This is a genomic window from Ralstonia mannitolilytica, from assembly GCF_905397375.1.
Lineage (GTDB): Bacteria > Pseudomonadota > Gammaproteobacteria > Burkholderiales > Burkholderiaceae > Ralstonia > Ralstonia mannitolilytica.
Window position 1 is genome coordinate 366,459 of sequence record NZ_CAJPVG010000001.1, and the last position, 24,574, is coordinate 391,032.

Annotated in this window: 23 protein-coding genes; 14 read left to right on the forward strand and 9 right to left on the reverse strand. The window is 67.0% G+C overall.

The features are described from left to right. Positions 1-105: 105 nt before the first annotated feature. From KHN96_RS01585 to KHN96_RS01610, 6 genes are all read left to right on the forward strand, one after another. Complete coding sequence (locus KHN96_RS01585) at positions 106-828, forward strand: GntR family transcriptional regulator (protein ID WP_027679354.1); 723 nt, start codon at positions 106-108, stop codon at positions 826-828. Between the two features lie 51 nt (positions 829-879). After that, positions 880-1,674, forward strand: a complete 795-nt coding sequence (locus KHN96_RS01590; protein ID WP_012430126.1) for an ABC transporter ATP-binding protein — start codon at positions 880-882, stop codon at positions 1,672-1,674. Then, the gene (locus KHN96_RS01595) at positions 1,664-2,560 is read left to right on the forward strand and encodes an ABC transporter permease (protein ID WP_062738812.1); all 897 of its coding nucleotides are present in this window, start codon (positions 1,664-1,666) and stop codon (positions 2,558-2,560) included. Before KHN96_RS01590 ends, KHN96_RS01595 begins: the two co-directional genes overlap by 11 nt. 314 nt (positions 2,561-2,874) lie before the next feature. Further along, positions 2,875-3,903 (forward strand): ABC transporter substrate-binding protein, encoded by a 1,029-nt coding sequence (locus KHN96_RS01600; RefSeq protein ID WP_062738810.1) that lies wholly within the window; start codon positions 2,875-2,877, stop codon positions 3,901-3,903. 35 nt (positions 3,904-3,938) lie between these two features. After that, positions 3,939-4,337 carry a DUF488 domain-containing protein gene (locus KHN96_RS01605; RefSeq protein WP_062738808.1) on the forward strand — a complete coding sequence of 133 codons (399 nt, stop codon included), beginning with the start codon at positions 3,939-3,941 and terminating at the stop codon, positions 4,335-4,337. Between the two features lie 129 nt (positions 4,338-4,466). After that, positions 4,467-4,685, forward strand: a complete 219-nt coding sequence (locus tag KHN96_RS01610) for a DUF1059 domain-containing protein (RefSeq protein WP_115044481.1) — start codon at positions 4,467-4,469, stop codon at positions 4,683-4,685. Positions 4,686-4,698: 13 nt separating this feature from the next. On the opposite strand, the gene KHN96_RS01615 is transcribed toward KHN96_RS01610, so the two are convergent. Together KHN96_RS01615 and KHN96_RS01620 are read right to left on the reverse strand one after the other, a co-directional pair. Next, positions 4,699-5,340, reverse strand: coding sequence for a helix-turn-helix transcriptional regulator (locus KHN96_RS01615; RefSeq protein ID WP_062738805.1), 642 nt, complete (start codon positions 5,338-5,340; stop codon positions 4,699-4,701). A gap of 113 nt (positions 5,341-5,453) precedes the next feature. Further along, positions 5,454-5,891, reverse strand: a complete 438-nt coding sequence (locus tag KHN96_RS01620) for a multidrug/biocide efflux PACE transporter (RefSeq protein WP_045219569.1) — start codon at positions 5,889-5,891, stop codon at positions 5,454-5,456. 114 nt (positions 5,892-6,005) lie between these two features. Between KHN96_RS01620 and KHN96_RS01625 the strand changes: the two genes are divergently transcribed. Further along, on the forward strand, positions 6,006-6,890 hold the full coding sequence (locus KHN96_RS01625; protein WP_045219567.1) for a LysR family transcriptional regulator: 885 nt from the start codon (positions 6,006-6,008) through the stop codon (positions 6,888-6,890). A 4-nt stretch (positions 6,891-6,894) separates the two neighbouring features. Here the strand turns inward: KHN96_RS01625 and KHN96_RS01630 are convergent, their stop codons facing one another. The 4 genes from KHN96_RS01630 to KHN96_RS01645 form a co-directional block, all read right to left on the reverse strand. Continuing rightward, a complete protein-coding gene (locus KHN96_RS01630) occupies positions 6,895-7,779 on the reverse strand; it encodes a flagellar brake protein (protein ID WP_062738960.1) in 885 nt (294 codons plus the stop codon). Positions 7,780-7,926: 147 nt separating this feature from the next. Continuing rightward, the gene (locus KHN96_RS01635; protein WP_045219565.1) at positions 7,927-8,325 is read right to left on the reverse strand and encodes a RidA family protein; all 399 of its coding nucleotides are present in this window, start codon (positions 8,323-8,325) and stop codon (positions 7,927-7,929) included. Further along, positions 8,322-9,290 (reverse strand): threo-3-hydroxy-L-aspartate ammonia-lyase, encoded by a 969-nt coding sequence (locus tag KHN96_RS01640; protein WP_045219563.1) that lies wholly within the window; start codon positions 9,288-9,290, stop codon positions 8,322-8,324. The genes KHN96_RS01635 and KHN96_RS01640 overlap by 4 nt, the downstream gene beginning before the upstream one ends. Beyond that, on the reverse strand, positions 9,287-9,937 hold the full coding sequence (locus KHN96_RS01645) for a helix-turn-helix transcriptional regulator (protein ID WP_045219562.1): 651 nt from the start codon (positions 9,935-9,937) through the stop codon (positions 9,287-9,289). Before KHN96_RS01645 ends, KHN96_RS01640 begins: the two co-directional genes overlap by 4 nt. A 214-nt stretch (positions 9,938-10,151) precedes the next feature. On the opposite strand from KHN96_RS01645, the gene KHN96_RS01650 reads away from it, so the two are divergent. Both KHN96_RS01650 and KHN96_RS01655 read left to right on the forward strand, forming a co-directional pair. Continuing rightward, entirely contained in the window at positions 10,152-10,697 is a 546-nt protein-coding gene (locus tag KHN96_RS01650; RefSeq protein WP_062738803.1) for a hypothetical protein, read from the forward strand. A 75-nt stretch (positions 10,698-10,772) separates the two neighbouring features. Then, on the forward strand, positions 10,773-12,476 hold the full coding sequence (locus KHN96_RS01655; RefSeq protein ID WP_062738800.1) for a SulP family inorganic anion transporter: 1,704 nt from the start codon (positions 10,773-10,775) through the stop codon (positions 12,474-12,476). 35 nt (positions 12,477-12,511) lie between these two features. On the opposite strand, the gene KHN96_RS01660 is transcribed toward KHN96_RS01655, so the two are convergent. From KHN96_RS01660 to KHN96_RS01670, 3 genes are all read right to left on the reverse strand, one after another. Continuing rightward, positions 12,512-14,290 (reverse strand): virulence factor family protein, encoded by a 1,779-nt coding sequence (locus KHN96_RS01660; protein WP_062738798.1) that lies wholly within the window; start codon positions 14,288-14,290, stop codon positions 12,512-12,514. Next, a complete protein-coding gene (gene mprF, locus KHN96_RS01665) occupies positions 14,287-16,959 on the reverse strand; it encodes a bifunctional lysylphosphatidylglycerol flippase/synthetase MprF (RefSeq protein WP_062738795.1) in 2,673 nt (890 codons plus the stop codon). Before mprF ends, KHN96_RS01660 begins: the two co-directional genes overlap by 4 nt. Before the next feature lie 324 nt (positions 16,960-17,283). Next, positions 17,284-17,472 carry a hypothetical protein gene (locus tag KHN96_RS01670; RefSeq protein WP_045219551.1) on the reverse strand — a complete coding sequence of 63 codons (189 nt, stop codon included), beginning with the start codon at positions 17,470-17,472 and terminating at the stop codon, positions 17,284-17,286. Between the two features lie 254 nt (positions 17,473-17,726). Here KHN96_RS01670 and KHN96_RS01675 point away from each other — a divergent pair, with 254 nt between their 5' ends. The 5 genes from KHN96_RS01675 to KHN96_RS01695 all read left to right on the forward strand — a co-directional run bounded on the left by KHN96_RS01675 (position 17,727) and on the right by KHN96_RS01695 (position 24,564). Next, positions 17,727-19,244, forward strand: a complete 1,518-nt coding sequence (locus KHN96_RS01675) for a sensor domain-containing diguanylate cyclase (protein WP_115044479.1) — start codon at positions 17,727-17,729, stop codon at positions 19,242-19,244. Positions 19,245-19,332: 88 nt separating this feature from the next. Beyond that, complete coding sequence (locus KHN96_RS01680) at positions 19,333-20,349, forward strand: AraC-like ligand-binding domain-containing protein (RefSeq protein ID WP_062738793.1); 1,017 nt, start codon at positions 19,333-19,335, stop codon at positions 20,347-20,349. A 321-nt stretch (positions 20,350-20,670) separates the two neighbouring features. Then, the gene (locus tag KHN96_RS01685; protein ID WP_238587574.1) at positions 20,671-22,581 is read left to right on the forward strand and encodes a S8 family serine peptidase; all 1,911 of its coding nucleotides are present in this window, start codon (positions 20,671-20,673) and stop codon (positions 22,579-22,581) included. A gap of 40 nt (positions 22,582-22,621) precedes the next feature. Then, positions 22,622-23,089, forward strand: coding sequence for a hypothetical protein (locus KHN96_RS01690; protein WP_045219545.1), 468 nt, complete (start codon positions 22,622-22,624; stop codon positions 23,087-23,089). 98 nt (positions 23,090-23,187) lie between these two features. Continuing rightward, positions 23,188-24,564, forward strand: coding sequence for an amino acid permease (locus KHN96_RS01695; protein ID WP_045219543.1), 1,377 nt, complete (start codon positions 23,188-23,190; stop codon positions 24,562-24,564). Positions 24,565-24,574 lie beyond the last annotated feature (10 nt).

The following is a 24,574-nucleotide window of genomic DNA, read 5'->3' on the forward strand; positions in this document are numbered from 1 at the left end:
CCGACATCCCGGCCCGGGCCACGGGTTTTCCTCTAATGCCGGCGGCCCTCAAGCTCCCTACAATGACGAGTCATATAGATGAATAGTTGACCACTTTCGATACCCATGCCCGCCGATCTCCGCCTGCCCCGCTATCAGCAATTGCGCGACGATCTGGCCGCGCAGATCGCCCAGCAGCACTGGCGCCCGGGCGACGCCATCCCCACCGAGGCCGAGCTGGCCAAGACGTACAACGTGGCGGTCGGCACGGTCCGCAAAGCCGTCGATGTGTTGGTGGCGGAGGGCCTGCTCGAACGCTTCCAGGGCCGGGGCACCTTCGTGCGGCGCGCCAGCTTTGCCAGCTCCTTGTTCCGGTTCTTCCGCTTCCAGAGTGAAAGCGGCGAACGGCGCATTCCTGAGAGCCGCATCCTCAAGCGCGATGTGCTGGATGCGCCGTCTGCCCCCGCTGCGGGCCTGCAGATTGAGACGGGCGCCCCCGTCATTCGCCTGACCCGACTGCGTCTGCTGGATGGCGCGCCCATGCTGGCCGAAGAAATCTGGCTGCCGTACGACCGCTTTGCGCCGCTCGCCACGTTGGAACTCGAGGCGTTTGGCGACCTGCTGTATCCGCTGTACGAATCGCACTGCGGGCAGATCATTGCCAGCGCTGAGGAAACGCTCACCGCCGAAGCCGTCAACGCAACGTATGCGCGGCTGTTGCGCATCCAGGCCGGCGATCCGGTGATGGTCATCGAACGCGTTGCGCGCGGCTACGACCGGGTACCGCTCGAATGGCGGCGCTCGCGCGGCGCGGCGGCGCACTTCCGCTACCACGTCGATATCCGGTAGCGCCGCATACGCCGCAACCCAATCCGACAAAAACACACACAGGAGACAACCATGCAGGCCAACTCACCGACCGCGCCGCCGCTGCTGGACGTGCGCGGCGTCACGCTGCAGTACAAGACACGCCAGCATCTGGTGACGGCCACCTACCGCGTCGACTTCCAGGTCTATCCCGGCGAGCGCTACATCCTGCTCGGGCCGTCGGGCTGCGGTAAATCGACATTGCTCAAGGCCATCGGTGGCTACCTCACGCCCACCGAGGGCGAGATCCGCCTGAAGGGGCAACCCGTGACCAAGCCCGGGCCGGATCGCATGATGGTGTTCCAGGAGTTCGACCAGCTCCTGCCGTGGAAAACGGTGAAAGAGAACGTGCTGTTCCCGCTGCTCTCCACCGGCAAGCTGGGTGCGCGTGAAGCCGAAGAGCGCGCGCTGCACTACATCAACAAGGTCAACCTCACCAAGTTTGCCGACCATCACCCGCACATGCTGTCAGGCGGGATGAAGCAACGCGTGGCCATTGCGCGCGGCATGGCGATGGAGCCCGACGTGCTGCTGATGGACGAGCCGTTCGCCGCGCTCGACGCGCTCACGCGCCGCAAGATGCAGGACGAGCTGCTGCAGCTGTGGGACGAAACGCGCTTCACCGTGCTGTTCGTCACGCACTCGATTCCGGAGGCGATCCGCTGCGGCAGCCGCATCCTGATCCTGTCGCCGCATCCGGGCCAGGTCCGCGCAGAGCTGCCGAGCCTCGCGCGCGGCGATGATGACCCGGAGCGCTTCAAAGCGCTCGAAGCCGAGATCCACGACATGCTGTTCGCCCGCGCAGTGGAGGAAACCCATGCAGACTGAAACGCTTTCCATGCCAGCCACCACCGACATCAGCAACCGCGCGCCCGTCTACAGCACGCCCGTGGCGTTCGAGCGCATCGGCGTGGTGGAAAAACCGCTCTCCATTACCGAGCGTTTGTACGAACAGGCATGGCTGCGCAAGCTCGTCATCCTCGTCGTGCTCGCACTCGTGTGGGAAGGCGGTGCGCGCTGGCTCGACAACCCGCTTCTGCTGCCGACCTTCTCTGACACCGTGCAGGCTTTGTGGGCTGGGTTAGCGAGCGGCACGCTGTTCGCGCGCATCGGCACGTCGATGCAAACGCTGCTGGCAGGCTACGCGCTCGGCTTGGCGTTGTCCTGCGCGCTGGTCGTGCTCGGCATCAGCAACCGGCTCGGGCAGGACTTCCTGGAAACGCTCACCGCCATGTTCAACCCGCTGCCCGCCATTGCGCTGCTGCCTATCGCACTCGTGTGGTTCGGCCTCGGCAACGGCAGCCTGATCTTCGTAATCGTGCATTCGGTGGTGTGGGCGGTGTCGCTCAACACGCATGCCGGTTTCCTGTCGGTATCCAACACGCTGCGCATGGTGGGCCGCAACTACGGGCTCTCCGGCATGGGATACCTGACCAAGATCCTGATCCCGGCCGCGTTCCCCTCCATCCTCACCGGCCTGAAGATCGGCTGGGCCTTCGCATGGCGCACGTTGATCGCCTCCGAACTGGTGTTTGGCGTCAGCTCCGGCCAGGGCGGCCTGGGCTGGTACATCTACGAAAACAAGAACCAGCTGCAGATTCCGGAAGTATTCGCCGGCCTGCTGACGGTGATCATCATCGGCCTGCTGGTAGAGAACCTAGTATTCCGCACGCTCGAAGCCCGCACCGTCAAACGCTGGGGCATGCAGAACTAAGAGCGCGCGCGGCTACCGAAACCATCCAGGCGCATACGGTCGCCCCCAGACGGTTCGGCCTTACCCTGCCCTATGCGGCGCCTTGAATTTTTGTGAGCGGGCGGAAAAAGAAGGAGGCCTGTTTGAGCGAAGCGAGTTTGCCTCCTTCTCCGCACGGTCACAGAAATTCAAGGAGTCTTTCGCCGCATCGGGCGCGCCTTTCTTTGCTTACTTTCTTTGGCAAGACAAAGAAAGTGAGTCGCCCCCGGCAGGGGGTGAAACAAGGGACACACCACCAACAAACAACCATATCGACAACAACAAGGAGACAACACATGCAGCACCCCCGCCGCACCATCCTCCGCCTGTCAATCGCCGCCACGCTGGCCACATCGCTCCTGGCCGGCGCCATCACCACCGCCCACGCAGAAGCCACCGAAGTCCGCATCTCCCACGGCTACGGCATCCTCTACCTGCCCATCATGGTCATGGCCAGCGAGCACCTGCTGGAGAAGCAAGCCAAGGCCGCCGGCCTGGGCGACGTGAAGGTCAGCTACCGCGTGCTCGACGGCGGCAACGTCATCAACGACGCCATGCTCTCCGGCGCGCTCGACATCGCCTCGCTGGGCGTACCCGGCTTCCTCACGCTGTGGGACAAAACCCGCGGCAGCGCGATGGAAGTGCGCGGCCTGTCATCGCTCAGCTCGTCGTCGATGTACCTGATGACGCGCAACCCCAACGTCAAAACGCTGGCGGATTTCTCCGACAAGGACCGCATCGCCGTGCCCGGCATCAAGACCTCGCTGCCCGCCGTGGTGCTGCAAATGGCCGCCGCCAAGACCTTCGGCGACAAGCAGTTCAACAAGCTCGACCCGATCACCGTGCCGCTGCCGCACCCCGACGCCACGGCCGTGATGCTGGCCGGCGGCAGCCAGATCAACAGCCACATGGCCTCGCCGCCGTTCTCGTACACCGAGGCCGCTGCCCCGGGCCTGCACCGCGTGTTCAACACGGTCGACGTGCTCGGCAACATCACGCTGGACATGACCTACACGAGCAAGAAGTTCTACGAGGCCAACCCGAAACTGTCGGCGGCGTTCGTGGCGGCGCTGGATGAAGCCAACGCATTCATCGCCAAGGACAAGACCAAGGCGGCGCAGATCTACATCGCCCAGTCGAAGGTGAAGAGTTCGCCGGAAGAGGTGAAGAAGATTCTCGATGATCCGGATTCGCGCTTCACGACGACGCCGGTGGGTGTCGCACACTATGCTGAGTTCATGCAGCGCGTGGGCACGCTCAAGAACAAGCCGGCGTCGTGGAAGGATCTGTTCTTCCCAACGGTGCAGAGCCGGCAGGGTTCGTAAGCAGGCCGCGCGCAGCATCCACACGGAGACATTCCATGGCACTACGCATCGTCCGGCTCGGCGAGCCGCGTCACCCCGATGAAGGCTTGCGCATCGGCACCGTACGGCGCCCGCCGCGCGGCGTGCCCAAGGAAGCATTCGCCAGCCGCGATTTCTATGACGTGTGGATGCCGCTGCTTTCGCCCACGCCCGAACTGGTCAAGCAAGCCCAGGCCGCGCAATCCCAGCACGATGAAAAAGCCTGGCAAACCTTCGTGCGCCACTTCCGCACCGAAATGCGCGACGGCGATGCCGCCCGCCTGCTCGACATGCTGGCCGCGCTATCGCATCAGACCAACCTGTCGGTGGGCTGCTATTGCGAGGACGAAGCCCATTGCCACCGTTCCGTGCTGCGCGTGCTGCTGCAGGAGCGCGGCGCCAGAGTGGTCGGCTGAGCCGGGCGCCTCAGCGCTGTCCTACCCCGCTCGGGTGACGACACTGCCCCCCGGCGAACCTATAACGAACGTACGCGCGACGCCCGTTTCGGCATCGCGCGGCCATCGTTTAGTTTCAGGAGTACCGCCATGGGCCGCCGCTACATCGACTGCCGGGCCTTCCCCAGCGAGACCAACTGCTCGGTCGCCATCCGCGCCGACAGCGACGCCGAGCTGCTCGAAGCCGCCGTGCAACACGCCGTTTCCGTGCACAAGCATGCCGACACGCCCGAGCTGCGGGCGCAGCTTCAAACGCTGTTCAAGGACGGCACACCCAGCGCCGAAGCGCCCCAGGTGGCAGCAGCCTGACCGCGCAGCCGCGTCAGCGGCGGGCGGATGCCGCGAGCATCAATCGCACCACATCGCATTGACTGTGCGTGTTCGTCTTGCGATAGACGTGCTTGAGGTGCGTGCGCACCGTGTCGAGCGAGATCCCGAGCTTGCGGGCAATGCTTGCCGGATCGGCGCCGTGTGCCAGCAGGTCGGCCACATCCGCCTCCCGGCGGGTGAGGTGGAAGAGACCTGTCAGCCAGGCGTTGGCCGGCTGCACCGGCGCCACGCCTGCGCGGGCGGCCGCGCGCTGCCAGCACAGCGGCAGCGCCTGTGCCACATGCGGCAGCAGAGCGAGCGGCCCCGCCCGGTACCCCGCACGCGCTCGCTGCCCCCGCGGCCGATCCTCGAACCACACCATGCCGCGCACTTCGGCGTCGGCAATCGGCCAGCCGGTCACGCCGTCGCCGTGCCTGGCGTGCAGCAGCAGCCTGGCCATGCAGACACCCTGCGACGCCGCCCAATGCCACCGCCCATCAACGCGCCAGCGCACCATGGCTGCGGCATGACGTGCACCGCACGCATCGCGCACTACGTCCATCATACCCACGGCATCGCCCGCGCACGCCGCCACGTAGCATTGGCGCAGCACGATTGCCGAGGCATGAGACGGCATGGCAACAAAGCGCGGCATGGATGCAATACGGGCGCAGCGGCCTGGCCGGTGCGCCCGTCGAAAAAAGGAACTTCATTATAGGAAGCACGCTTTGCGCGTGCTGCCATGTTTGCCCTAGGCCAATCCGCCCATCAGGCAAGGACACGGCGCGCCATCCAGCGTGCGCGCAGGTGATCGTAGGCGAGGTTGAAGAAGAACGTGTACGGCAGAAACAGCAGCATGATGCCGATGTCGAGCACGAACGCTTCCCACAGACCGACGTCGAGCCACCAGGCGGCCAGCGGCACCAGCATCAGGACCAGCCCGCCTTCGAACAGGCAGGCATGGACCACCCGCAGGATCACGGTGCGCGAGAGCCTGTAGCGACGCTCCACGCGCTCGAAGATGGCGTTGAACACCATGTTCCACACCATCGCCACTGCCGCAAACATGAGCGTCATCACGCCCATTTCGGCCAACGGCAAATCCATCAGCCAGCTAAACAGCGGCGCGCAGATCAGCATGGCAACCAACTCGAACGTCAGCGCATGGACAAGGCGCTCGGCCGGCGTTTTCTGTATGACTTGCATTGCATATACCTCCAAAGAACAGGGGTATTTTCATCGGTACGAACCGTATGATCCAGTTCTTTGATATCGGTTTTTCCGATACTATGGGCGCTATGCCGCTCGCCGGAGGACTCAATGCGTCATTCACCCGAAGCCTTGCTCGCCTTTGCCGAAGCCGCCACGCTCGGTTCCTTTTCCGCCGCCGCCCGCAAATTGGGCAAGCGGCAGTCCACGATCAGCGAGGCGATCGCCAATCTCGAAATCGACCTGGGCCTGACGCTGTTCGACCGCAGCACGCGCCAGCCCACGCTGACGGAGGCGGGCCGCGCCATGTTCACGCAGGTGCGCCGCGTGCTCGAGGCCAGCGAGCAGATGGACCGGCTCGCCGCGCAGATGGCTGGTGGGCTGGAGGCACGTCTCACGCTGGTGGTGTCCGATACCTATCAGTCCGACCGCTATGAGCAGACGCTCGCCACGCTCGAGCAGCGCTACCCCGAACTTGAACTCGAATGCCTGATCGCCGAGCACGAAGACGTGGTCGACATCATCCAGCTGGGCCGTGCCCAGATCGGCCTGGTGGCCGCGCAGGCGGCATATCCGGCCGATATTGGATGGGCAACCATTGCGGAACAATCGGAGATCGGATTGTTCGTGGGGCTGCAGCACCCACTCGCCCGATACGGCGACGAGGAAGTGCCGCACGCCATACTCCGTGAGGCGCGCGAGCTGCGGCTGAACACGTTCGTCGATCCGACGGGCCCGCGAACCGACGCTGTGCCCGTGCGCAGCCTGCGCCGCTGGTCGGCGCCGAGCTACCTGATGCTGCTGGAAATGGCGGTGCTGGGCTTCGGCTGGACGGAACTGCCGCGCTGGCTGGTGGACCACTTTGCCGCCGACCGCCTGCACGAAATCCGCGCACGGGGCTGGCCCCGCCAGGTGCAGGTCGATGCAGTATGGTCGCGCAACCGTACGCTGGGCCAGGCAGGGGCGTGGCTGCTCGAAACCATGCTGTCGGGCTGATCCGTCAAAGCGGCTCGTCCAGCCGTTCGATGATCAGCCGGGACAGACGCGCCGTCTGCTCCTTGGTCAGCGTGAATTCCACGCCGAACGATGGAAACGCCGTCGTGCCTTCTTGCACCGACGACGTACCGGCCACGCGCCCCACCAGAGCGAAATCCTCCTGCTGCCCGTCGACGTAGGCGCTGAAGTCCAACGCAATGCGGTCGCCCGACCGAAACGTCGGGGCGGCACTCTGCACAAGGGCTCCGTTCAGGCAGATATCGCGCAGCACGGCGACGCGGTCCGTCGGCGCCGGGCACTGCCCTTCGGGACGCACCGTCGCACCAATGCGCACCTGCACCCGCCGCGCACGCCGCAACGGCATCTTTTGGACCTTGGCGGGCATGGACAACACGAGATAAGGCACCGGGAACTGGCCCGTCGCGACCACGCTGCACATCATGGTGATGACCGCGCGGCCCGAGAAGCCGCGCACCATCAGCACGTCGCGCGCTTCGGGCCGCAACGTGCGCTTGGCATCGGCAGGCTGCGTGATGAAGAGCGCCTCGCCTTCCACGTAGCCGATCAACCGGCACGGCAGAGGCCCGCGCAACGGCGCCGACTTCTCGTGGACTTGCAGCACGGTTCCGATGCTCAGCCCCGTGGCGCCCAGGCGCGGCCTGCCTTCCGGCGGTTCCTTGGGAGGCTCGGTGCCGGCGGTGTCCTGGGTGTCGACCTGCGTCAACGCCAGCACGGGCCCATGCTGGAACAGGAGCCGCACATCGTCGGGGTCGTGCACGACAACGCCGGCGGGCAACAGCAGACGGCCAGCGGGGTCGCCCATGATGAAAGGCAACGGTTGCCCGATCGGTACATCGTCCTGCGTGAGTTGCCGTGCGGCTTGGATCATGTCTTGGGGCGAGTCGTCTGTCGTGGCCACGGGCAAAAATGCCCGGGCAGGAACCTCCGGCATCTTGCAACAATGGCCGGTAAACCGACGGACATCAACCCCCCTCACGCGGCCTCATGCTGACGCCCGTCAACGGCAAGCGTTTTGTCATCCGGCCAGCGCCGTCGCCTCGATCTCCACGGCCAGGCCGTAGTGCAGCGTCGGCACCGGCACCACCGCACGCGCCGGGCGCACGTCCCCGATCCACGTACGGTACAGCGCATCGAAAGCCGGCCAGTGCGTTTCCATGTCGGTCACGTATACGCGCACCTGCACGAGGCGCGAGCGGCTGGTGCCCGACGCGGCCAGCACGGCGTCGAGGTTGGACAACACTTGCCGCACCTGCGTCTCGAACGGCGCGTCGACGAGTTTTTCACCGGCCGGCGTCACGGGAATCTGGCCGGCCACGAAGACGAAGCCGTTGGCGCACACCGCGTGCGAGTAGTGCCCGGCGGGCGGGCGCAGCGCCGGCGCGTTGAGATAGCGCGCCTCGGTCGTGTCGCTCATGCGTGCTCCAGAACGAGCCTGGCGAAGTGCTGCAGGTCGACATTGCCCCCCGAGATGACGATGCCGACGCGCCTGCCGCGCACATCGACCTTGCCTTGCAGCGCCGCCGCGGCAGCCAGGCAGCCCGTAGGCTCGACCACCGACTTCATGCGGCCCGCAAAGAAGCGCATGGTGGCGACGAGTTCTGCATCGCTGACCGTGACGATGTCGTCGACGAGTTGCCGGATCACGGCAAACGTGTAGCGGCCCAGATGCTGGGTCTGCGCGCCGTCGGCCAGCGTCTTGGGCGTATCGATATGGACGATCTCGCCACGGCGCAGGCTCTGCTGGCCGTCGTTGCCGGCTTCGGGCTCCACGCCGATGATCTTGCAGGCGGGGTTCAGTGCGCGTGCGGCCGTGGCACACCCCGAGAGCAGCCCGCCGCCGCCCAACGGGGTGAGCAGCACGTCGAGCGGGCCGACTTCTTCGATCAGTTCCTTGGCCGCCGTGCCCTGCCCGGCCATCACGTGCGGATGGTCGTACGGCGGGATCAGCGTGAGGCCGTGTTCCTCGGCCAGCTTGCGGCCGATGGCCTCGCGGTCTTCGGTGTAGCGGTCGTAGAACACGACTTCACCGCCGTAGCCGCGCGTGGCTTCCACCTTGATGACAGGCGCATCCTTGGGCATGACGATCACCGCGCGCATGCCGAGCAGCCGCGCCGACAAGGCAATGGCCTGCGCATGGTTGCCCGACGAGAACGTGATCACGCCCGCCTTGCGCTGCTCGGGCGTGAACTGCAGCAGCGCGTTGTATGCGCCGCGAAACTTGAAAGCACCCATGCGCTGGAAGTTCTCGGCCTTGAAGAACAGCTCTGCGCCGGTCTGCGCGTTGGCGGTGCACGAGGTCAGCACGGGCGTCTTGTGCGCCACGCCTTGCAGGCGGGCATGCGCGGCAGCAATGTCGTCGTACGAAAGGGGCAGGCTCATGCAATGTCCTCGGAGTTTTCGGGCAGGTAGGTGTAGACGGTGGAGCGCGCCACGCCGAGCGTCTGCGCGACTTCAGACAACGCGCGGCGCAGGTTCAGCAGGCCGCTGGCGGCCAGTTCTCGCATGGCCTCGCGGCGCTGGTCGAGCGTCATCGCCATGGGTGTGGTGTTGCGCGCGACGGCAAAGCGTTCGAGTGCGGCACGCACTTCTTCCACGCGGCGGGGCGCGAGCGACTCGGCCACCGGCGGCGCTGCCACGTCAATGCGCACCAGTTGCGTGAGGCCGGCCGTCACGGCGCCGAGCATCGACACGTCCATGTTCAGGCAGATGGCGGCCACGTACTCGCCGCGGCTGTTCTTCAGCCCGATCGACGTGCTCTTGGCCGGCCGCCCATCGGGAAACCGGTTGGCGTAGTTTTCGATGACTTCCGGGAAGCCGGGATCGGCCATGCGCGCCAGGCCCATTTCCGTCGCGGCGTCGCCCACCCGGCGGCCCGAAAGATTGTTGGCGATGGCGACCACGGAATGGTCGGGATCGGTCAGGTCGTGCAGCACGACCTCCACCAGCGGCGCCAGGGTCTTGCCCAGCGCCTCGACGATCTTGCGCCCCTCGCGCAGGAGGAGGCGGTTTTCTTCAGCAGCCCTCATGGGTGTTGACGATACGTTATTTTTTGACATTTCGTCAATGTAATGAGGCTCTGGCACGCGCCGTCGGCCACCTCGCGCCACCGCTGAACTGTTACGCAATGGTCAACGTTGCAGCCTTTGTCTTCTGACAAACCCTCGGTGTGGTCAACGCGCGCCCTTGGCCGGCGTTAATCGGTCACGCACGTATCCCGTGTGCCTCGTTGAGGGTCTCGTTATGAAACTGTCTGCGTTGATGTTTTCGATGGGTGCGCTGGTGATGGGATCGGCGTTTGCGCAGGGCACCGCGGCGCCGGCCGCGCCCGCCGCCGCGGCACCTGCTGGCGTGCACGCAGTCTGCAAGGACGGCACGCCTTATAGCGGGGCGACCCTCAAGGGTGCCTGCCGCGGTCATGGCGGCGTCGACAAGAAGGCCAGCGCCGCGAGCGCCTCGACGGCACCTGCTCCGGCGCCGGCCCCTGCGGCCGCTGCACCGGCCAAGCCGGCTGCTGCCGCGCCCGCTGCACCTGCTGCAGCACCCGCCCCGACGCCCGCGCCGGCCAAGCCCGTTGCCGCTGCACCCGCCAAGCCGGCTGCCGCAGCGCCAGCCACCGTGGCTGCCGGTGGCGGCCCCGACAAGGTCTGGGCCAACGCCACCACCAAGGTCTACCACTGCGCGGGCGACCGTTACTACGGCAAGACCAAGCAGGGCCAGTACATGACCGAAGCCGACGCCAAGGCCCAGGGCATGCGACCGAGCCGAGGCAAGGGCTGCGCCAAGTAAGCGCCGCCGCCTGCTGCTGACACCGCACGCCGCGCCCGCCTGGTCGCGGCGTCTTCCTTTTCTGCCCTGCATCGCATGCCTTCACACCAGGAACAATCCGCCACCGCGCTGCAGCACGCAGAGAACTTCGCGCCGCTGGCCGCGCCCCCGCAGACGCCGCAGCGCCGCGTGCTGGGCGATGTGGTCGCCGGCCTGTCGATTGCGGGCCTGCTGCTGCCCGAAGCCGTCGCCTATGCGGGCATCGCGAGCCTGCCGCCGCAGGCAGGGCTGATCGCGCTGCTGTGCGGCCTCGTTGTCTACGCGCTGCTCGGCACAAGCCGGTTTGCCATCGTCTCGGCCACATCGTCGTCTGCGGCGGTGCTGTTCGCGACGGTGCTCCCGGAGCCCGGCACGAACGGCGCGACGGCACTCACGATGGCGGCGGCGCTCGTCATCGCGACGGGCGTGTTGTTCATCCTGGCCGGGCTGGCACGGCTGGGCGGCATGTCGGACTTCATCGCGCGGCCGGTGCTGCGCGGCTTCACGTTCGGGCTGGCACTGACCATCGCCATCAAGCAGTTGCCGAAGATCCTGGCGGTGCCCGTGCACCACAGCGACACCCTCCGCGTGGTACTGGACCTGCTCGGCAGCACGGGAAGCGCCAACCGCTACAGCGCGGCGCTCGGCGCGGTGGCACTTGTGCTGCTCTTCGGGCTCGGGCGCTGGGGGCGCATTCCGGCCACGCTGGTCGTCATCGTGCTCGCCATCGCAGTGGGCTATGGCGTCGACTGGCATGCTTATGGCATTGCCGTGGTGGGCCAGATCGATCTGCAGAACGTGAGCTTCGGCGTGCCGAGCCTGGGCCGCGTGCAATGGATGCAGAGTGCGGAGCTCGGCTTTGCGCTCATGCTGATCCTGTATGCCGAGTCGTACGGCTCGATCCGGAACTTCGCGCTCAAACACGGCGACAGCATGTCGGCCAACCGCGACCTCGTCGCGCTGGGCTGCGCGAATCTGCTGTCGGGCCTGCTGCACGGCATGCCGGTCGGCGCCGGGTATTCCGCCACGTCGGCCAACGAGGCGGCGGGCGCGCAGTCACGGCTGGCCGGGCTGTGCGCGGCGGCCGTGGTGGCGCTGATCGTCTGGCTGTTCCTTGCGCAGCTCGCACGGATTCCCGAGCCGGTGCTGGCCGCGATCGTGATCTTTGCCGTCAGCCATTCGCTGCACCCGGGCGTGTTCAAGCCGTACTGGACATGGCACCGCGATCGCCTCGTCGTCATCGCCGCGCTGCTGGCCGTGCTGGTGCTTGGCGTGCTGCACGGGCTGCTGGCGGCGATCGGCGTGAGCCTGCTGCTGACGCTGCGCCAGCTCTCCGAGCCCAACGTGAGCGTGCTCGGACGCCTGCGCGACAGCCATGATTTCGTCGATGTGTCCCTGCACGCCGACGCGAAGCCGCTGCCTGGCGTACTGATCGTCCGGCCGGAGGTGCCGCTGTTCTTCGCCAATACCGAACGCGTGCTCGGCAACGTGCGGGCGATGCTGCAGCAGCCGTACGACGTGCCCTTGCGCACGATCATGCTGAGCCTCGAAGAAACGCCCGACGTCGATGGCTCGGCCATCGAGGCCTTGCGCATCTTTGCGGCGGAATGCGCGGCGCGCGGCCTGCAGCTGATGCTGGTGCGGCTCAAGCCGCGTGCGCTGGCCGCCCTGCTGCGCGCCACCGACGAAACGCTGCGCCCGGCGATGCTGCACGAATTGAGCGTCGATGAGTGCGTGCAGTCCCTGGCCGCCGGCGGTTGACACGCACGAGGCGCGGCGGCCACGACTGCCATCGGTCAGCGCGCGACAGCCCCGCCGCCGCCCGCGCGTGCCCCTTCGAGGATGATCCGCGCCAGCTTGGCGTAGTCGCCATCGAAGTGATGGCCGCCGGGCAGCCTGACGAGCTGAACCTGCTTCGGGTCCAGGGCGGGGCAATTGCTGTCCTTCTCGTCCTTGCCGTAGATGCACATGCCGAGGCCCGTGGGCAGCTTCTGCGCCTCGGGCAGGATCAGCAGGCCCGACGAGCTGCTCGACACCCAGTTGGTCATGTGGAATTCGAAGTCGGCGCGCTTGCCCAGGCCCATCATCACCGCCAGCGCAACGTGGTCGCGCGAGGCGGCCGGCATGCGGTTGACGATGAACGGCAGCACGTCGGCGCCTTGCGAATAGCCGATCAGCAACGCCCTCGGCTTCTTCCACCGCGCGGCGTAGAAGCGCACGAGGCGGTCCATGTCGGCGGCAGCGGAGGCCGGTGTGCGCGGCGTCCAGAAATAGCGCAGCGAATCGACGCCGACCACCGGCACGCCCGATTTGGACAACGCGGCCGCGACCTCCTTGTCCAGCCCGGCCCAGCCGCCGTCGCCGGAGAGCAGCACCGCGAACAGGTCGGACGACGTGCCGGGCTGCGCGGCGACCTCGATGATCGGCAAGTCCGACACCGCGGCAGGCGGCGGCGCAGCGGGTGGCTTGCGCTGCGCCACGAGCTTGGCGAAGGCGGCCTTGAACAGCTCGTTCGCGGTGATGGGCTGAGCGTTCGCGCCCGACACGGACGCCGGCAGCGCCACCGACTGCGCGCCCGAGATCGTGTTGATGAAGGCTTGTGTGGCATGCGCATCGCACAGCGGGCCGGAGCGGCGCGCAAACGGCGTGAGCGTGTCGGATTGCAGCACGACCCACGGCGCCGACAGCTTGGTCGCCGGCAGCAGCACCACGCCGGCGTTCTCGGGCGGCTTGGTGCGCTTGGCAGTGGTCCGGCTCTCGCTCTGGCGGCGGCTGAAATGGATGCCCTCGCCCTTGCACAGCGGCTTGCGCAGTTCGAGCACCGGGCAGAACTCGATCGACATGGCTGCCGCGAAGATGTTGGGGCGCGCCTGGGCGATCATGGCGTACGCCAGCGCACCGCCTTCGTTGTCGCCGACGAGGATGGGCGGGAAATAGCCCGGCACCTTCTCGTACGCCTGCAGGAAGCGGCTGAAGTTTTCGAGATCCCCGTCGGGGAACGCGCAATCGCCAAAGTCGGCCTCGAGGCTGGAGAACAACGCGGGCGTGGAGAGCCCCGCCACCAACGCACCCTGGTCGGCCAATGCCTGGGCCATGCGCGAGGCCGTGGTCGTCCAGCCCAGATCGCCCGAAAGCATCAGCACGACCGAGCGGATTTCGCCCCTGGGCTTGTAGACCGGCACATCGCGAAAGCGCCCGTGGGTGACGAACTCGACGGCGCCGGGCGCGGCAGCCGAAGTGGCCGGCGACACGACCGGCAGCGACAGCACGCCGCCGTTGGCTGCCTTGTTGGCCGCGACGGCGGCGGGGCTCATCTGCACGCGCGGCGGCATGTCGCCCTGCGGTGGCGCGGCTGTCACGCCGCTGGCGCCGGTCATCCCGACCGGCGGCACGAGCACCGGGCCCTGCACCGGCGCGGGCTTCGGTGCGGTGGCGGCCGCCCACGCATTGGGCACCACGGCGCACGCGGCCGCCAGCGCCATGCAGGCCGCGCCCACGCGGGCCGCCAGACGCCAGCCCCTGGGCTGCACTCCCCGATGCCGCGCCTCTTGCGGGCGCGGTGCTTGCCGACTCATTTGGAGATCACTCCCTTCAAGCCGCCGCCGATCAGCGCGGCGACGTCCGTCAATGTAAACAGCGGCGCGAGGCCGCCGCGTGCGAGCAGGTAGCGGGCTTCCCATACCGGCTCGAACTTGTCCTTGAAATTGCGCAACCCGCGGAAATTGTAGAAGCGCGCGCCATGGCGGAACATCATCCGTCCGAACCGGTGCCAGCGCGGCGCAAGCTGGTGCTCGACCATGCCGGACATGGGCGCCATCCCTAGTCCAAAGCGCTGATACCCCTCGGCCTGGAAGTGGAGAATGACCTTGCCGAACAGGAAATCCATCGTGCCCGGCGGCACGTTGCTGCGGTAGCGCATCAGGTCGACGCTGGCCTCGATGCGCAGCACGTCGGGGCACATCAGCGTGGCAAAGGCCAGGATGGCGCCTTCGCGTCGCACCACCGCCACGGGCTGGCGGAGGATGTAACGGTCTTCAAACGCGCCGAGCGAGAACCCCTTCTCGCGCGCGTTCTGGTTGCGCAGCCACTCGTCGGAGATGGCGCGCAGCTCCTCCAGGATGGCCGGCACGCCTTGGGGCGGCACGATCTCGAACGACAGCCCTTCGCGCTCGCCGCGCGTCACGCCGTGGCGCAGGTTGGCGCGGCGGGATCCCTTCAGGCTGAATTCCGGCAGGGACACGTATGCCTCCTCGCCGAGCTTGTACGCGCGCAGGCCGGCATCAAGGTACAGCGGCAGCGTCTGCGGGCGCGTCTTGTAGAACGCCGCGCGGCCGCCGTGCGCATCGGCCATTTCGATGAAGCGCCAGATCAGCTCGGGCCACTCCTGCTGCGCGCCCACCGGGTCGGACAGCGCCACCCACGAGCGCCCCTGCCGGGCATACATGATGAAAGCCTTGCCGGACGGCGAGAACAGCAGGCTCTTGTCGCCCATCAGGGCGAGCACGGCGTCGGCGGCGGGTTGGGCGCGGATGATCTCGGCGGCGCGGGCAAGGTCTTCTTCGGTGGGCAGGGCCGTCTCGCCGGGCTCGCTGCGGAACAGTTGCCACAGGCCGAAGCCGAGGCCCGTCACGGCCACCGCCATGAGCGCGCGGATGGAGCGCGGCGCATCGCCATCGAAGGTGAACTGCCACCAGAGCTGGTTGGCGTAGGCGACTTCGCGGTAGGCAAAGAAGAGGATCCACACGCACGCCGCGAACACGCATGCCATGGCGATGAGCCAGCCGGCCTCCAGCCGCTGCGAGAACAGCGACGACGGCCGGTCGAACTGCCGGCGCGAGATGACCAGCAGCACCGCCAGCGTCACGAGCACCGCCATCTCCGACACGGCGATGCCCTTGGGCAGCGCCAGCACGCCCGCCAGCAGCGACAGCACCAGCGCCGCCCACCACGCCGCGTCGAGCCGATGCAGCAGCCCCCGCGCGACAAACAGCATGACGAGCCCCGCCACGCTGCCGATCATGTGCGACGCCTCCACCAGGAACAGCGGCACGTGCATGCGCAGGAGGTCTTCGGCCTCGTCGGTGGCAGGGGTGACGCCGGAGACGAGCAGCATCACGCCCGAGACCATCGTCAGCGCCGCCAGCAGCCCCGGCGATAGCTTGACCGCCGCGCGCCCGAACGGGGCAAACGGCGCACCCGCACCGGTGCCCGAGCGCAGCTCGAAGACGCCGAGCATGGCGGTGGCCAGCACCAGCGGCATCAGGAAGTAGATCGCCCGGTAGTAGAGCAGCGCAGCCAGGATCTCGGCCGGCGCCGCCTGGTCGCCGCACCCCAGCAGGATCACGGCCTCGAACACCCCCAGGCCGCCCGGGCTCTGGCTCAATACGCCCAGCGTGACGGCCAGCGCGTAGAAGGCTACGAACGTGGGCAGATCGACGGCGCCGGCCGGCATCAGGACCCACAGCGCCGCCGCCGCCGCGCTCAGGTCCGCCGCCGAGATCACGAACTGCCGCGCCGCGAGCCCGGGCGGCGGCAAGCGGATTTCCCAGCGGCCGACCAGCGTGACGTGCCGCTGCCGCAGGCACAACGCCAGCAGCACGACCACGCCAGCCAGAACGAGCAGCGCCACCGCTTCGAGCAGCGACGCCGGCAGATGCGTGATGGCGGCGATATGCGGTGCGCCCCACAGCAGCCCCACCGCGCCGAAGGCCGTGGTGGACACGCCCAGCGCGCTGGCATCGAACGCCACGGCAGCGGTCACGCGGTCGGCGTCGACACCGGCCGCTGTGTACAGGCGCGTGCGCACCGACCCCGCCGTCAGCGAACCGAGCCCGATCGTGTTGCCGAGCGCATAGGCAATGAACGAGGTGGCAGCGACCGTGCCTGGCGCCAGTTGCGCGCCGACATACCGCAAGCCCGATGCGTCGTACCGCGTCAGGGCGGCATAGCTGAGCGCCGTGGCCAAGGCGGCCAGCAACAGGCGCGAGAACGGCATGGCATGCAGCGCAGCCACCATGTCGGCGTAATGCACGTGGTCGAGCAGCGCATACAGGCTGTCGAAGACGAGCGCGCCCAGGACGAGCACGATGCCGATGACGGACCAGCCGCCCAGGCCGAAACCGGAATCGGCGCGGGAGGCGCTGGCGGATGGGTCGAGCGCGGCGTCTGCGCCGTCACGGGCGGAACGCTTGGGCGACGGTCTGCGCGAGGGGGGACTGGCGTCGTTGGACGCGGCGTCAGGCATGGTGAAACACGAAATCCTGCTGGCTTGAAGGGTGCGCCACGTCATGCACGCGGCTGAGCGCGGCGCCGGTGGCGCACCGGATGGGATGCGGGTACGCGCAAACGGGAGGTATCGGCGCGCGCCGGGCCGGAATCTGGCGGCCCTGCGGCTTGCGCCTCAAGAAGCGTCCCCAACCTGTGTTGAGCCCCCGTTGTTGCCGGGCGCGGTCGGTTGTCTTGCGGCCGCCGGCGCGCCGGTCATGTCGCGCGTGCGCGATCCGAACGTCATCTCTGATGTCACGTAATACGGACGAAGTGGCGATTGCGTTGACACATATTGCGCATTTTATGGCCTGGGCGCCTGTGCCGGCACTTCCGGCGGGACATCGGGCTTGCCGGTATCGACCGACACCGGGTCGCTCGCGGGAAAGGTTTCTTCGATGCCCTCGTCGAGCAGCGCCTCTTCGTGCGTATCCGCGACGGGCGGATGCGGGTTGGCGGGCGCGGGCGTGGGCGAGGCGCGGTCGTCTGGCATGGCGTTCTCCAAGGGTGCGGATCCAGCATAGGCAAAGGTGGTGATGAGGTGGGGCCCGCCCCATCGAAGCGGTGCGGTGCGGCGCGCCCGGCACATCCCCCAAGGGGTTAGCAAGTGCTGCACCTGCGCGACGCGGCGGCGTAGGAGCGCGTACGCAAACGTTTTCGCTGCGCAAAAGGTTCTACAACCTATTGCCTAGGAAGGTGGAGTCCGGTACACAATCGTCCGCCTCATCACTAATTCACAATTCGCGCATGCCTCTCCAGCGCGCTACGGCGGCCCTTCTGCGACGCCCTCCCCTGCTGATCGCCGGGGCGTCGGTGCTGTCGCTCGTGGTGACTGGGTTGACGGCACTGTCGCTGTGGGAGATGCGCGTCGACGCGCTGGCGCGCGCGCGGGACAGCGCAGACAACCTCGCACTGATCCTGCAGCGCGACATCGCGCGCAACATCGAAGTGTACGACCTGTCGCTGCAGGCCGTCATCGACACGGTCCATGATCCGGTCATCAGCGCGCTGCCGGCCAACGTGCGGCAGCTGGTGCTGTTTGACCGGTCCACCAACGCACAGGACATGGGCTCGCTGCTGGTCACGAACGCGGCGGGCGACGTGGTCGTCGATTCGCGCGCGGTGCCGCCCCGGCGCATCTACCTCGGCGATCGCGACTACTTCCAGGTGCAGCGGGGCTCCCCGAACATGGGGCTCTATATCAGCGAGCCGTTCAAGCCGCGCGTGAGCGGCCTGGAGACGTCGATCGGCCTGAGCCGGCGCCTGAACGGTCCCCACGGGGAGTTCAACGGCATCGTGGTCGCCACGCTGCGCCTGAACTACTTCCGCCGGCTCTTCGACGGCATCAACCTCGGCCCGCACGCGGCCGTGACGCTGGTGCGCACCGACGGCACGCTGCTCATGCGCCGCCCGTACGACGAACAACTCATCGGCCGCAGCGTTGCCGGTGCCACCGCGTTTCAGAAGCGCCTGCTGGCACCCGAGGGCTCCTACATCGACGTCGGCGGCATTGACAACATCGAACGGCTCTACAGCTTCCGCCATATCGGAGACCACCCGCTGATCGTCACGGTCGGGCTGGCCACCGAAGACATCTACGCCGAATGGTGGCAGCGCGCCTGGGTGATCGGCGGCATTGTGCTGATCCTCGACGCGGTGTTCATGGTGCTGTCTGTGCTCTTTGCGCGGCAGCTGCGCAAGCGCCTCGAGATGGAGCAGCAGCTGCAGCTCATGGCCAACACCGACAGCCTGACCGGCCTCGGCACGCGCCGCGCGCTCGATGCCGCGCTGGAAATGGAATGGCTGCGGTCCAACCGGCACCGCACGCCGATGTCGGTCCTGATGATCGACGTGGACGACTTCAAGCGCTACAACGACCGCTACGGCCACGCCGCCGGCGACACCGCGCTGCGCACCGTCGCGCGCTGCGTGAACGACAGCATCAAGCGGCCCGGCGACTTTGCCGGCCGGTACGGCGGCGAAGAGTTCTGCGCCGTGCTGCCCAATACGGACCTCAGCGGCGCCGTGCGCGTGGCTGAAGCCATTCGGGCCGCTGTCTTGGCGGCCGACGAGCCCAACGCGGGAAGTGCGTACGGCCAGCTGACGGTGAGCATCGGCGTGGCCGTGCATTCGGGCGTTGCCGCCGAAGACGACACGCTGGAAGACCTTGTTCGGCTGGCCGATGGACGGCTGTATGAAGCCAAGGCCGCAGGCCGCAACGTGGTCATGCCCAGACCGGAGCGGCCAAGGCTGGCGGTGGTGTAGGCGAGCGTGCGGCGTAAACCCTCCTTTTGGAGCATGCCGTCATCGGCCACGACTTCTGCACAATGCCGGGGGCTTTGAGGAAACCGCCGTGAGCAAACCACCGCATTCGCACTTCGATACATCTGCGCTTGCGCGCGAGCATCAATTCGCCGCGTGGCGGGACGCGATCAACGTGCTGTTCGACACGCGCTCTGCCGTGCCGCGCGCGGAGGGGTTCCGGGCCAGCGTCGATGCCTATCTGTGCGGGGAGACCGGCGTGGGCATGCTCAGCGCACAGGCACAACACTACGACCGCTCCCGCTCCAAGCTCGGGCGCGACGGCGTGGATGTCTACGTTCTGCAGTATTACCTGGAAGGCAGCTGCGGACAGCGCGATGGCGACAGCGGCAGCGCCACGCGCCCGGGCGATCTGTTCATCGTCGACGCTGCGCAGCCGCTCGCCACCAGCACGACCGACAGCCGCTTTCTGAGCCTGGCCGTGCCACGGCGCCTGCTGGCACCGCTGCTGCGCGCACCCGACGAACTGAGCATGCGCGTGCTGCGCGGCGACGCCCCGATGGTCGGGCTGCTGCGCGATCACCTGTGTTCGCTCTATCAGTCGATGGGGAAGTTGAGCGATGCCGAAGCGCAGGCCGTCATCCCGGGCACCCTGCAACTGGCTGCGGCCGCCATCAACTGCCAGGTGACCGAAGCCAATGCGCCGTCCGTGAGGGAAAGCCTGTTTGCATCGATCTGCCGGCACATGCAGCACAACTTGTCGGATCTGACGCTTTCGCCCGAAGGCGTGGCCGTGCAGTTTGGCATCTCGCGTGCCACGCTCTACCGGCTGTTCGAGCGCGAAGGCGGCTTCTTCAACTACCTGCGCATGCAGCGCCTGCGACAGTGCCACGCGATCCTCGCCGACCGGTCGCAGACACACCGTTCGGTGGCCGAAATCGCGCAGACCTACGGTTTTTCCGACGCTTCGAACTTTGCACGTGCATACCGTCGTGCGACCAGCATGTCACCGCGTGAGACGCGCATGCTGGCCGTCGAAGGGCGCGCCGCTGCCATGCCCTTCGTGCAGCACAAGGACTGGCGCACCTGGGTCATGCAGATGCGCTGATGCGCGCAGCGCCCCTCTTCCCGCACGCGTTTTTTCCTCCCTCCTCCCGCGCTTGCCGCTCCTGGGCTGAGACGCGCTGACAGGTTCGCGCGACAGCGGAACCGGTTAGCGACGGCATGCGCCTTCTTCGTTGAAGCGCGCCCGTCGTGCATGCGAGCATCCGGCCCGACCTGACGAGCGCCAATGCGCTTGCGGCGGGCACGGACGATGTGCCCTCTCTTCGTCGAACAGGTCAAAGCGGTGCGGGCATCCCGCGCTTCGCACAACTCACAACGACAAAACGGGGGTCTCGTGAAAGACATAACGGGAAAAACGCTTGCCTTGACGCTGTTCGCCACCGTGGCCCTGGCCGCGTGCGGCGGCGGAGATTCCGGCAGCAACACAGCCAGCACTGGCGGCGGCAACAACGGCGGCAACACGCCGCCCGCATCCACCTGCGCAGAAACTGGCGTCGATGCCAAGTACGCCTGCCAGACCGGCAGCACCGAGCCGCTGTACGCCTACCAGTGGGCGCTCAGGCAGGCGAACAGCTTCTTTGCGGCGTTCGGTCTCGTCGCCGACGGCACGACCGACATTGATGTGGAAGACGTACACCGGGCCGGCGTCAAGGGCCAGGGCGTGAACGTGCTCGTGCTGGACGACGGCATCGATGTGCACAACGAAGACCTGTTCGCCAATGCCAACTCGGACATGACGCACAACTTCGACGATGGCTCGAACGATCCGACACCGGCAGACAATCCCGCGAACATCAAGGACGCGCACGGCACCAACGTGGCCGGCATCATCGCCGCGGCGCAGAACGGCAAGGGTGTGATGGGGATCGCGCCGCGGGCGACGTTGGGCGGTGCACGCTACCTGCGCGCGGCGAACCCCGACATTAACGCCGCCTATGGCGGCGCGGCCTGGTCGAAGAACGGCCACATCATCAATGCGTCGTACGGTGCGAACCCGCAGGCGCCCCTGGAGTACGACACGCCCACCTCGGCACAGACGGCGGTTCGCGCGTTCCCGAACCTGCGCGGCGGCCGTGGAATGGTGATGCTCAAGGCAGCGGGCAACGAGTATGACGCGATCGTGGTTCCAGGGCAGCCGGAGCGGACGTGCCCTGCCGCCGGCGGCGTTCCTGGGCTCGTCAGTTGCGAGAATCCGGCCAATGACCCCGAAGCGCTTGAGCCGGGCGTGATCCTGGTGGGCGCTGCCAATGCGCGTGGCGTCAAGGCGAGCTATTCAAACGCCGGATCGGTCAACTGGATCACGGGCCTGGGCGGCGAGTCCGGCAACGGCGGCAAGTACGGCGAGGTCGGGTCCGGGCCGAAGATCTTCTCCACCGACCTCAGCGGCTGCGCGCGCGGCTACAGCCGTGCCAATACAGACGAGCTGGATGACTTTGCGATGGCGGGCACGGCCACCAATCTGAAAGACAACCCGAAATGCGACTACTCGAGCATGAACGGCACGTCTGCGGCAACGCCCACGGTGTCCGGCGTGGTTGCGCTGATGCTCTCGGCCAATCCGAATCTGACCTGGCGCGATGTGCGTGAAATTCTGCGGGCCACCGCACGCAAGATCGACCCGGACTACGGCAATCGCGACGGCCGCAATGCCAAGATCGACCTGACGAGCAACACCACCACGGCCGACACGAGCACGAGCCTGGTTGACGGCGCCACCACCGCACGCCTGGACTACGGCTGGCAGACCAACGCCGCTGGCTATGCGTATTCGACGTGGTACGGCTTTGGATTGATCGACGCATCCGCCGCCGTGAAGATGGCCAAAGCCACCACAACGTATAAGCCGGCTGCCTTGTCGGTGCCGGATTTCGCGGCGGCGTTCGCCAACGTCAACCAGCTGAACTACGGCGCGGTGCAAAAGCTCGGCCAGTTCAACGTGTCGGGCACTGACAAGGTCGATGCCTTGCAGTTGCGGGTGTCGGGCTCCGTCTGCATTGGTAGCGTCGGCTTCTTTGTGAAATCGCCGTCGGGCACGGTGTCGGCGTTGTCCCTCCCCTACAACGGCTACTACAACAACGGCGTCAATGCCGTGAACAAGTACGGCCTTGGCAGCTACGCCTTCTACGGCGAAAACGCAGCCGGCACGTGGGAGGTCTATGCCGTCAGCGGCGTACCGACCAACGCCTGCTCGACGTACCAGCCCCAGGGCGGCACCCACACCGTGACCCTGGCCACGCCCCTGGCCGTGGAATACCGCGTGATCGCCGCCAAGTGAGCCCGTTCGGAGAACATTCAACATGATCCATGCAACTTTTATGAAAACCGCGTCGCTGGCGGTGCTCCTCTCGATGGGCGCCGCCTGCCAAGCCGCGGACCTGGCGGTCGGCAAGCACCTCAGCACGCAGGAACTTGCGCAGTACGCAAGTGCACCGACGGTGCAGATCGAAACGCAGTCGTTCAAGGTGCTTTCCAGCGGCACGCGTACCAAGGCCGCGGGCGCTGCGTCGGCAGCCGTCACGCAAGTCGCCAACGAGCGCGGCGTGGTTGGCGAGAGCCGCAACGAGGTGGTTGTCTCGCAGGTGTCAGTCGACAGCGTGCGCCAGGCAGTCGGCACCCTGCCCGCAACACCCGTGTCGGCGGAGTATTACGGACACCTGAACATCAGCACGCTGCGCTTTGCGTCGTTCCAGGAGGCCGTGAACGCGCGTGCGCAGCTCAAGAAGACGCTGCCGCAGGCGCGGGTAGACATTCCGATCCAGTACGCCAAGCCCGTGGCGCGCTGAGCGCCGCCGCCCCGTTGTACAAGACGCCCCGCCTCCGCGCGGGGCGTTTTGCATGGGGCGGCGTATCATCCGGGCCTTTCCCCAGTCAGGACAACACCATGACCAAGGCCACCGGCAGCTTCGAAGCGCTGGCCGCACGCGAAGGCGGCCTGCAGCACCGCCTCTCTTCCGCGCAACTCACCATGATCGCCATCGGCAGCGCGATCGGCACCGGCTTGTTCCTCGGCAGCGGTGCAGCCATTCAACTGGCCGGCCCGGGCGTCATCGCCAGTTACGCCATCGGGGCGTTCATCGCGCTGCTCCTCATGGGCTGCCTTGCCGAAATGGTCGTGGCGCACCCGACCACCGGCTCTTTCGGCGCCTATGCCGAGCACTACGTGAGCCCGCTGGCCGGCTTCCTCGTGCGCTATGCGTATTGGGCGGCCGTCGTCTTCGTCATCGGTGCAGAAGTGACCGCGGTGGCGGTGTACATGGCGTACTGGTTTCCGGGCGTGCCGGCGTGGGTGTGGATCGTCGGGTTCTCGGCCGTGCTGGTGTGGATCAATGCCAGCAGCGTCGACGTGTTTGGCGTGGCCGAATACTGGTGCTCGATGATCAAGGTGGTGGCCATCGTCGCGTTTCTGGCGGTGGCGAGCTACGCCATCTATCGTGCACCCGACGGCGGCCCGATCGGCTTTCACAACTACGTGAGCGCGGGCGGCTTCCTGCCGCACGGCTGGAATGGCGTGTGGTTCGGCGCGGTGGTCAGCATCTTCAGCTTCTTCGGTATCGAGCTGATTGCCGTGGCCGCCGGCGAGGCACGCGAGCCCGAAGCCGCCGCCACCAGTGCCTTCCGCTCAACGCTGTTCCGGCTGGTGTTCTTCTACCTCTGCACGCTCGCGCTGATGCTGGCCGTGGTGCCGTGGCAGCAGGCCGGCACGGGCAAAAGCCCCTTCGTGCGCGTGATGGAAATCCTCGGTATTGCCGGGGGTGCGGGCGTGATGAACTTCGTGGTGCTGACCGCAGCGCTGTCGTCGATGAACGCGCAGCTGTATGTATCGACGCGCATGCTGTTCAGCCTCGCGCGGGGCGGGCAGGCGCCTCAGGCGTTGGGCGCGGTAAGCCAGCGCGGCGTGCCGCTGCGCGCGCTGGCGGTGTCCAGCTCCGGTGCGGCATTGGCGGCGGTGCTGAGCGTGGTGCTGCCGGGGCACTCGTTCCTGCTGATGATGTCGCTGGCGATGTTCGGTGCGCTGTTTACGTGGCTCGTCATCTTTGTGACGCACTTGCGCTTCCGGCGGGCCGCCGAGCGCGAGGGTCGCGCATTGCGCTTTCGCATGTGGGGTTTTCCGGTGCTGACCACGCTTGGCGCGATCGCCATGGCGGTCATCATCGTGAGCACCGCTTGGATGCCCGATTTCCGGATGACGCTGGTGGTGGGTGTGCCGTTTCTGGTGCTGCTGGCGGTGGTGTTCGGGTGGGTGCGCGGCCGGCAATGAACGCCTGACC